Source organism: Arthrobacter sp. P1_A5 (assembly GCF_056406825.1).
The window spans coordinates 1-8,209 of sequence record NZ_JBFTZL010000164.1 but is presented as its reverse complement, the minus strand read 5'-3'; the positions used below and the strand labels follow the sequence as shown (position 1 = coordinate 8,209).

The 8,209-nt window shown below is 71.5% G+C and carries 3 protein-coding genes; all 3 read right to left on the bottom strand.

The window, feature by feature from the left end; genetic code table 11:
* Nucleotides 1-48 precede the first annotated feature (48 nt).
* Complete coding sequence (locus tag AC1D1S_RS17015; RefSeq protein WP_476994996.1) at nucleotides 49-7,101, bottom strand: neuraminidase-like domain-containing protein; 7,053 nt, start codon at nucleotides 7,099-7,101, stop codon at nucleotides 49-51.
* Entirely contained in the window at nucleotides 7,098-7,595 is a 498-nt protein-coding gene (locus AC1D1S_RS17010; RefSeq protein WP_476994995.1) for a hypothetical protein, read from the bottom strand. The genes AC1D1S_RS17015 and AC1D1S_RS17010 overlap by 4 nt, the downstream gene beginning before the upstream one ends.
* A gap of 55 nt (nucleotides 7,596-7,650) precedes the next feature.
* The coding region (locus AC1D1S_RS17005) for a hypothetical protein (protein ID WP_476994994.1) at nucleotides 7,651-8,209 on the bottom strand (559 nt) is incomplete at its 5' end.

Below are 8,209 nucleotides of genomic sequence, written 5' to 3'. Positions count from 1 at the left end.
CTCCTGGTTCGTTGGGTGGAAGGTGGCTGAGAGTGGGACCGGTGTCCGTCAGGGTCCGCCGAGCACGGTGCGGTCGGCGATGGTCCCGGACGGGCCGATCTGCCGCTCGCCGAAGCGGACGGCGCCCAGCGCACCGACGGCCTTGGTGATGTGGACGTCCTCGCTGAGGCCGAGGCGCAGGAGTGCCGGGTCGGTGACGGTCGCAGCCGGGTTCACCAGCCGCTCCCAGGGATCGACGCGGGGCTTGAACGACGGTGTCTCCTCCCAGTAGATCGGCGGGATGACAGGTGGCGTCGTCGGCGTGGTCGGGCTGCCGGCGTAGCCGTAGCCGGCAAACTCCCGGACGTGCGTCGGTTCCTCGCTCGTCTCGACGTAGAACGCGTGCTCGGCGTCGCTGACCAGGAAGGGCAGGTCCCAGGGCGCGGTGCTGCTCTGCGCGGGGGCGACCGCGCGGATCGGTGTCTTTCCGACGACCACCGTGCGTTGCAGGGGATCTTCGAAGAGCGAGTGGGTGACGAAGGCCCAGCCGGACTTGTTGTAGGTCGCGGAGAGCGTGCCGCCCGACACGGTCAGCGACCGGGAGGCCGGGAACCCCCAGATGACCGTGAAGATGCCGGACGTCACGGCGTCCTCGCGACGCACTGGCGCCGCACTGCTGCTGTAGATCTGGAACCACGAGCCACCCGAGCCGTTGGCGGAGACCTGAAGGGTGCCGTCCTCGCCGGAGGTGGACAGGCGCAGGGACATCCGCGAAAATGAGCCGGCGCCGTCGGCCTTGAACGACCCGAGGTCGGTAGCGGCCTCGGGGTCCGAGGTCTTGACCGGGGTCCAGGCACCGGCGACGTACTCGCTGTAGGACAGCACGGCCTTGACGTGCACGGCTGCCGACGCGTTGAGCCCGGCCGCGGCAGTGCTCTTGACGGTGCCCAGCTCGACGTCGGCCAGCTTTCCGGCCGGAGCGGTCGTCGAGACCGTCGACGGGTCGGTCGGTGTCGACCGGATCAGCCGCAGCCAGAAGACGAACAGCCGGCCCTTCCACACCACGGGCACGACCGGGTTGTCCTCGATGTCGAGCTTGACCGGCTCCCACGGCGTCCAGAAGCCGTACTCCCGGCGGCGGTAGAAGTACTTGCGGTGGGCACCCGACGTACRGCCGATGACGTGCACGACGTCGTCGGCGGTGCCGGCGTCCTGCTCGTCGACGTACATGCCGCACGGCTCGAGGTGTGCGACCTCCTCGAGCTGGGTGAGGTACGACGTCAGGGCAGCGGCGGCCCGGTCGGCGGTGACGTCTCCCTGCAGGAGCTCACCGACGACCTGCTTGAAGATGGGCGACTGGTCGTCGCGCAGCTCGGGCTCGAGCCAGTTCTCGGGCCACAAGAATACCTTGCGGGCCGCCTCCCAGACCCGGTAACGCTTCATCCACGCCCACTGCACCGCGTCGATCGAGCCCGGGGAGACCTCCGGCTCGAGGTTCATCAGGCACCGCTCCACAAACAGCTGGACCGAGGAAAGGGCGTGCCGGATCCGCGAGGTTAAGGTGCAGGGGTCCATCTCGACGTCCATCAAGAAGAACTCGAACAGCTTGTCCGGGGTGTCGAGGTGCGCCGTGGCGGGCGTCTCGGAGAGCCGGCGCAGCACGTAGGCGATCAGCGCATCGCGCTGGAGCTTCCGCAGGTCGTCGATGATCGGCTTGACCGCCTGACGCCAGTCCTCCTCGGCGAACCTGGCCCGGACCGCCGTCTGGAAGGTGGCCACCTGGTCGATCGTCGGGTCGTTGGTCGCCGTCGCGATCGCCGCGCCGGCCGTGGTGCCGAGCACCGCGACGACGGCAGCGGCCTCGGATAGCCGGCGCAGGACGGCGAGGCTCGCCAGGTCAGCACGGGCATGGCCGGTCCTGGTCAGCAGGGAGTCGACGATCTCGTCCGACCAGCCCATGAGCTGGGACAACGGGCTGGCGGCGCCGGCCACACCCAGCTGACCCGGCGCGCCGAGGATGGCGAGCAGCCGCTCGTCCGTCGGTGACCAGCGGGCCTTGGCGCCGGCATACCACGCCACGGCGCGCAGCACCGCGGTGAGCRGCACGTCGTGGCCGGTCACGATCGCGGACCCGACTCGAAGTGCGTTCGGCCACGACAGCGCACCCACCTGCAGCCCGGGGTCGGTCGCCAGGTGCGTCGTCTCCGCCGACGTGAGCTTCGCGGCCAGCGCCAAGGACGCGACCTTGCGGACCCGGGTGAGGCTGTGGGCCAGTCGTTCCATCGCCGAGCGTGGGTAGAGGTTCTTGCTCGGCACCGGCTGCCAGCCCAGGCMTGCCGTCTGCCACCGCAACGTGACGCGGTTGCCGATCCCCTCGACCTCTACCTCGACGGCGGCCAGCGCTCCGGCTTCGAGAGGTACGGGATCGTGGGTACGCCAGCGCTGACCGTCCTCGTCCAGTGCCAGCTCCCGGCCGTCAATGCGCAGCCGGGCGACGGCGCCGTCGGTGTCGACGGCGAACGCGAACGTCCCGCTGGACGGAGCCTCGACGGACCCGGCCCAGGTAACCGACACCGGTCCGGGGTGCGGCAAGGCCTGCTGGTCGGTGTCGATCTGCGCGGCCAGGCCCTCCTGGTCGGGATCTCCAGGACCGAGGGCGGGCTGGTTCCACACCCGCATGTCCAGGCCGCCGTCGGCGATGGCCGTCAGGTCGTCGAGCGCGCTGGTGCCCTCGGAGCCGGCGTCGCCGCGCAGGACGGCGGGGTCGTCCGCGACGGCGGCGACGACGTCGGTGCCCACCTGCAGGACGGCAGCGAGCGCGGCGAGCGCCTGCTGCTGGCGGCGACGGCGGACCAGATCGGGCAGGATCGTGTCGAGCACCGTCCGCAGCCGGTGCTGGAGGGAGTCGGTGGACAGCACGAACGCGTCGTACGGTGCGGCCAGCTCGGGGTACCTCGCGAAGAACGCCGCGGTCCGGGCCTGGCTGTCGGTGGCCAGGACGTCGACGGCGGCCAGCAGCTCCGGCCTGATCCCGGCCACTGCGGCGATTGCGGCACGGACGTCGAGGGTTAGCAGGCCGGCGAAGGTCAGGGTCTTGCCCAGGTCGTCGTAGCGGAGCCGGTCGTCGGAGGCGGCGAGGACCAGGGGGTCCAGGGCCTCGTGGTCGTGGGCGTACCCCGTCGACACGGTCAAGCTGCCTGCTAGGAGGCCGAAGAAGTAGAGCGTGGCCTCCTCGCTGTAGGCGAGCGACATCCGCGCCCGGGCGATCTCGCCGGTCGGGTCGTCAACGACGGCGAACTGGGCGTCGACTTCCACGAACGACGCGCGCAGCGTGCGCGCGAGCCTGGCGGCGTCGTCCGAGGCCGTCGACGAGGTGCCGGTGAGGTCGTCGTCGTACATCAGGTACAGCGCCTGGGTGGGCTTGAGGCGCAACAGGACCAGGTCGTCGAGGAGGTCCAGCAGCCCCGTGATGCCCGGGGTCGGCGGCTCCGGGCCGGCAAACGGGTCAAGTCCCGAATGGCGGAGCACGCCGAGCAGCTCGGCGACGCTCAGCCGCAGCCGCCGCGCCAGCCAGGCACAGGCGTAGACGTGGCCCACGACGGCCAGGTCGAGCGGGGTCGCCCCACCGGCAGGAAGGGTGGCCACCACCAGCTGGAGCTCCGCCGCGGTCAGGCCGTTGGCGGCGCGCAGCGCGTCCAGGTGCTGGTCCACCCGGGCGCCGGCGTCGCCCAGCACGGCGCCCGTGGCGTCGGGCGCGAAGCTCGGGTCCAGCGCCAGCAAGGTCGGGCTCAAAAAGACCTGCTCGTAGAGCGAACCTGTGGTCGGGCTCGCCATCGGCGCCCACAGCGTCAGCAGCGACTCCAGGTCGGCGGTGTGCACCTTCAGCCGGCGCATCACGTCCAGCACGACGCCCAGCCGCAGGATCAGGACGGCGAACCCCGCGTCGAGACCGGCGAAGTCGCGGGCCCCGGGCGGCGGTCCGGCCGGCGGCAGGTTCGGGAACAGCGCGCCGATGACCGCGTCCGTCTGGGGCATCGTCCAGCCGAGGGCCCGCCACAGGCGGATGAAGCGGGCGATCCGCACCAGGTCGACCGGCGTCACGGAGTTGTCGACCCCCGCTGCCGGGTCGTTGTGCTGGAGCCGGAACCCCGAGAAGTCGCAGCCGGACGCGTCGGGCTGCTGCTGCAGGACCAGCAGGCCGGTCACCTCGTCGTACGCGTTAGCCACGAAGGCACGCACATCGGCGGTCGTGACACCCGCGGGCAGCAGGGCTGCGAGCGTCGGGTCGTCGATGGTGCCGTCGTGCACCCGGCCAAGGGTCGCCGCGTCCACGCCAACGTGCCTCCAGGCAGGGATCACGGCAGCGGCGGGGTTCACGAAGCGGGTCTGCACCAGCTGGGCCACCTCGTCGTAGGTCAGGCCCAGACGGCGGGCGAAGGCCGTCGGGTCGGACATGGCGGTGACGACATCCGCATCGGCGGTGCCGGCCGGGAAGCCGTAGAGGCCGGCCAGCGAGATGGTCGAGTCGGTCAGCAGGTCGTGCTCGGCCCGGGAGATGCCGATCCGCTCCATCTCCACGTCACGCCAGCCGTAGCCGGCGTCGCCGGCTCGCTCCACCGCGTCGTCCGCGCGCACGGCCTGGAGGAGGTCGGCCAGTGCGTGGCCGGCGCGATCGGGCTCGCCCGGTGACACCAGCGCGCTGACGTGCCGCCGCAGCAGCTCGAGGGGGCGGTGGAAAGGAAGCGGCGGCGGGAAGTGCTCGCCGGCGAGCAAGGTGTACGCCGCGTCCTGGACGAACTTCGGGCTGGCCAGCAGGTCCTCGGGGCGGTCGTGCTCGTCGGTGTCGTGGCCGGTGTACCCGGCCAGTGAGAGGCCGCTGGTCACGAAGCACTCGAGGGTCTCGTTGACCACGTCGATGTACGGCAGCGGGGTGTTGGTGTTCTCGCAGGACAAGGGCAGGTGCTGGAGGTCCGGGCGCCGCCCGAACAGCACGTCCTGGGGCACGCTGCCCTGCGAGGCCGGCCGGGCCGTGAACTGCAGGAGGTCGACCAGGTACGCCGCCGGGCTGAGGACCGAACGGCACTCCGTGCAGGTGCACAGGTCCATGGAGCCGAAGAGCTGCTCGAGGTCGGGCGGCTCCACCGGGCCGGCCGCGGCTGCAGGTGCCGACGTGGTCGAGGACGGGTCGACGAGCGTGGCCGCCGGACCGCCGCCGATCATCGGTGCCTGCCGGGCGGTGAGGTAGGTGCCAGCGAGGTTCAGGACGGCCAGGTGCACCTGGAGCGCCTTCGCGCGGATGGCGTCGACCTGCGCCTCGGAGAACTGCCCCAGCGTCGAGCGCAGCAGCTGCGGGCCCGCGTCGACGATCGCGTGCGCGGAGTCCAGGCCCCGGTCGAGCAGCGCAGCCATGGTGCGGTCGTCCTGGGTGAGCTGGTAGACGCGCTGGATGCGTTGGACCTCCGAGAGCACGGGCGCTTCAGCGTCCGTGCCGGTGCGGGCCAGGTAGCGGCTCACCGGCTCCGCGCCGATCTGGAAGTCCGCAGCATGGTCGCTGAGGAAGCCGCTGACGGCGTCGCTCTGGCCTGGATCAGCCAGCACCAGGGCGCCTGTGCCGACCTGGTGCGCGGTCACGGCCGTCGGGAACGCCGCACGCACCTGGGCGGCCAGCAGATCGGCGTACCGCTGGCGCCGCGTGTCCGCGTCCTCGCCCGGGACCGTGTCGGGGATCGCGTCGGCGTCGATCAGCGRCGCCCAGGCCTCGGCGTCCCCGAAGCCGCGCGCTGCCAGGTCCGTCGCGCTGGCGAGAGGGCCCTGGTCCTGGGCGTGCAGGCGCTCGATGAGCGCGGCGTTGTCGAGGGTGACCAGGGCGAGCTGGCCGTCGACCCGCAGCCGGTCGGCGGCCTCGCCGCCAAGGCGTTCCCGCGCAGCCGTCCACAGGCCGTCGGGGTCGTCGCGATGGGTCACCAGCAGCTCGGCGAAGACCTGGTGCTGCTCCTCGTCCTGCCCGAGGGACTGTCTGAGCAGGGCGCTCAGCGACGAGGCGCCGGGCAGGGCCGGGCTCGCCTGCAGCGAGGAGTACGCCGCCATCTGCGAGAAGCCGGACATGGCCTGATCGCGGTTCTCGCCGACCGTCGTCTCCGGCACCACGCCGGCCTCGATCGCGCGGTCCCAGATCTGCGAGACGTCGGCGGGATGCAAGGCGTGCACGGCGTCGGCGCTGTCGGCCGCACCAGAGCGCAGCAGCGCGTAGTAGTGGTCAGGGGTGAGCGCCGGCGCCTCAGCAGCCAGGGACGTCGGTGYCTGGGACGCGGCCGTCGAGAGCTGCGCCGCGGTCGCTGCCAGGGCGATGGCGCGTGCATCCCAGCCGGTCTTGCGGGAGAGGTACGTCAGGTCCTGGTGGTCGTCGTCCTCGCGCAGGTCCGACAGGGCGCCGTCGAAGTGCCCCGCGACCGCGGCAGCGAGCGCCTCGTGCTCGGTGACCAGCCCCTTCAGGGTGCCCTCGGGGATCAGTACGTCGATGGTCACCAAGGGCCCGGCGTCGAACACGACGTCGGAATGCGCCAGCCGGACGCCGTTGGGGTCGGTCACGACCGCCACCACGTCGGGAGCCTGCTTGCCGCGGACGCGGAACGACGCCGGCGGGTAGCTCACGGCGTAACGACCTTGGGAGTCGGTGACGGTCTTGCCGAGCTCGTCGTCATGCCTGATGCTGCGGTCCAGCACGGTCACGACGAGACCGGGGACGCTACCGCGCGCGGCCGCTGCGACGGTGCCTCTGACCTGCCAGGGGTCCTCGCCGTCCTCGGTCGGCTGGCCGCCGCCGTTGTCGTGGTGGTCCCCACCCTGGTCCCCGCCACCGTGGTTGTCGCCGCCCTGGTCGCCGTGGAGCTTGTCGAACTCCTCGTTGATCACCGCCGCAGTCTTCTCGTCCACCACGCCCGAGGGCTCAAGGCCGTGCTGGCTCTGGAAGGTACGCACAGCCTCGTCGGTCCCGGCGCCGAAGAAGGCCTTGGCCATTTCAGCCTCGGGCACGTCGGCGCTGATCCCCGTCAGCTCGGTGTGCAGCAGGTGCACGTCGTCGCCGCGCAGGTTGCGTTGAAGGTTGCGTCCGGACAGCTTCATGACGGGTTCTCCTCGCCGGAGTTGTGGTGGTGGGACGGGTTGATGAGCCGCAGGCTCTCAGTCCAGATGTCGGTCTCCCCGCGGGTGCGGGCGACCAGATAGTCAGCGACATGCTCGGGCTCCCAGACGGCGGCGGCCTCCAGCCCCTGGGCCTCCTCGAAGGTGGCCGGACGCATCTGGTCGGTGGCCACGTCGAGGATCCGGATCCGCTCCGGCTCGTCGGCCTCCTGGAGGAACTGGCCGGTCGGCAGCGCCGGGCGCTGGTCGGGCGTGGTGGTCCCGACCGGGTACCAGGTCTTCAGCAGGTCCTTATGCATGGCGAGGATGCGGGCGACCGGTCGGCCGACGACCTCGTCCATCGATGTGTCCGCGTCCGGGTCGGAGCCGTCGTAGAAGGCCACCCAGGGGAACTCCAGGAGCAGGGCGTGGTACGTACGGCCGTCCTGCAAGGTGGCGGCCACGATCATGCCGTTTTGCCAGTGGATCCTCGTCATCGTCCTGCTCTCTCCTCGGGTGCTCGAGCTCGTGGTGTGGTGGTGCTGGTCAGGGTCAATAGCCGGTGTACGGAGCCCTGCGGCCGAACTCGGCGGTCGCGGCCGCGTCGTACATCCGACCGCGCCAGTTGGCCTTGCCGACACCGCGGATCGCGTTCCCCGACCGCGTGTTGCGTCGTCCGACGTCGCTGATCGCGCCGCCGTAGTTGTCGATCAGCTGCTGCTCCCGGCCCCGGATGGCCTGGTACGCCGGGTCCCTGTGCCGGCGTGAGAACGGCAACGTGGCGTCCGTGACCTCGTCGAGCTTGGCCGGGCCGTAGCCGAGCGCCGTCATGTGGTGCAGACGGTCGCGCGCGGCCACGATCGCCTGGGCGGAGCCGTAGCCCATCGTGCGACCGACATAGGTCCGGCCGGTGCGCGGGTTGTACTTCCGGTAGGTCACGTAGTGCAGCTGGCCGMGACGACGACGGCGGGTCTGGGTGCGCGGGACGACGTCGACCCTGGGGGTCACGCGCGGTGCGGTGCGCTCCCGGGTCCGGGGGCCGGCGTGCGGCACCGGAGGAGCGACCGGGATGGGGACCGGCACCGGAATGGGGAACGGCACCGGGATCGGC

Excerpts from the sequence above, each read along its gene's own strand:
- AC1D1S_RS17010 (WP_476994995.1), bottom strand. The coding sequence starts at position 7,595 with ATGACGAGGATCCACTGGCAAAACGGCATGATCGTGGCCGCCACCTTG.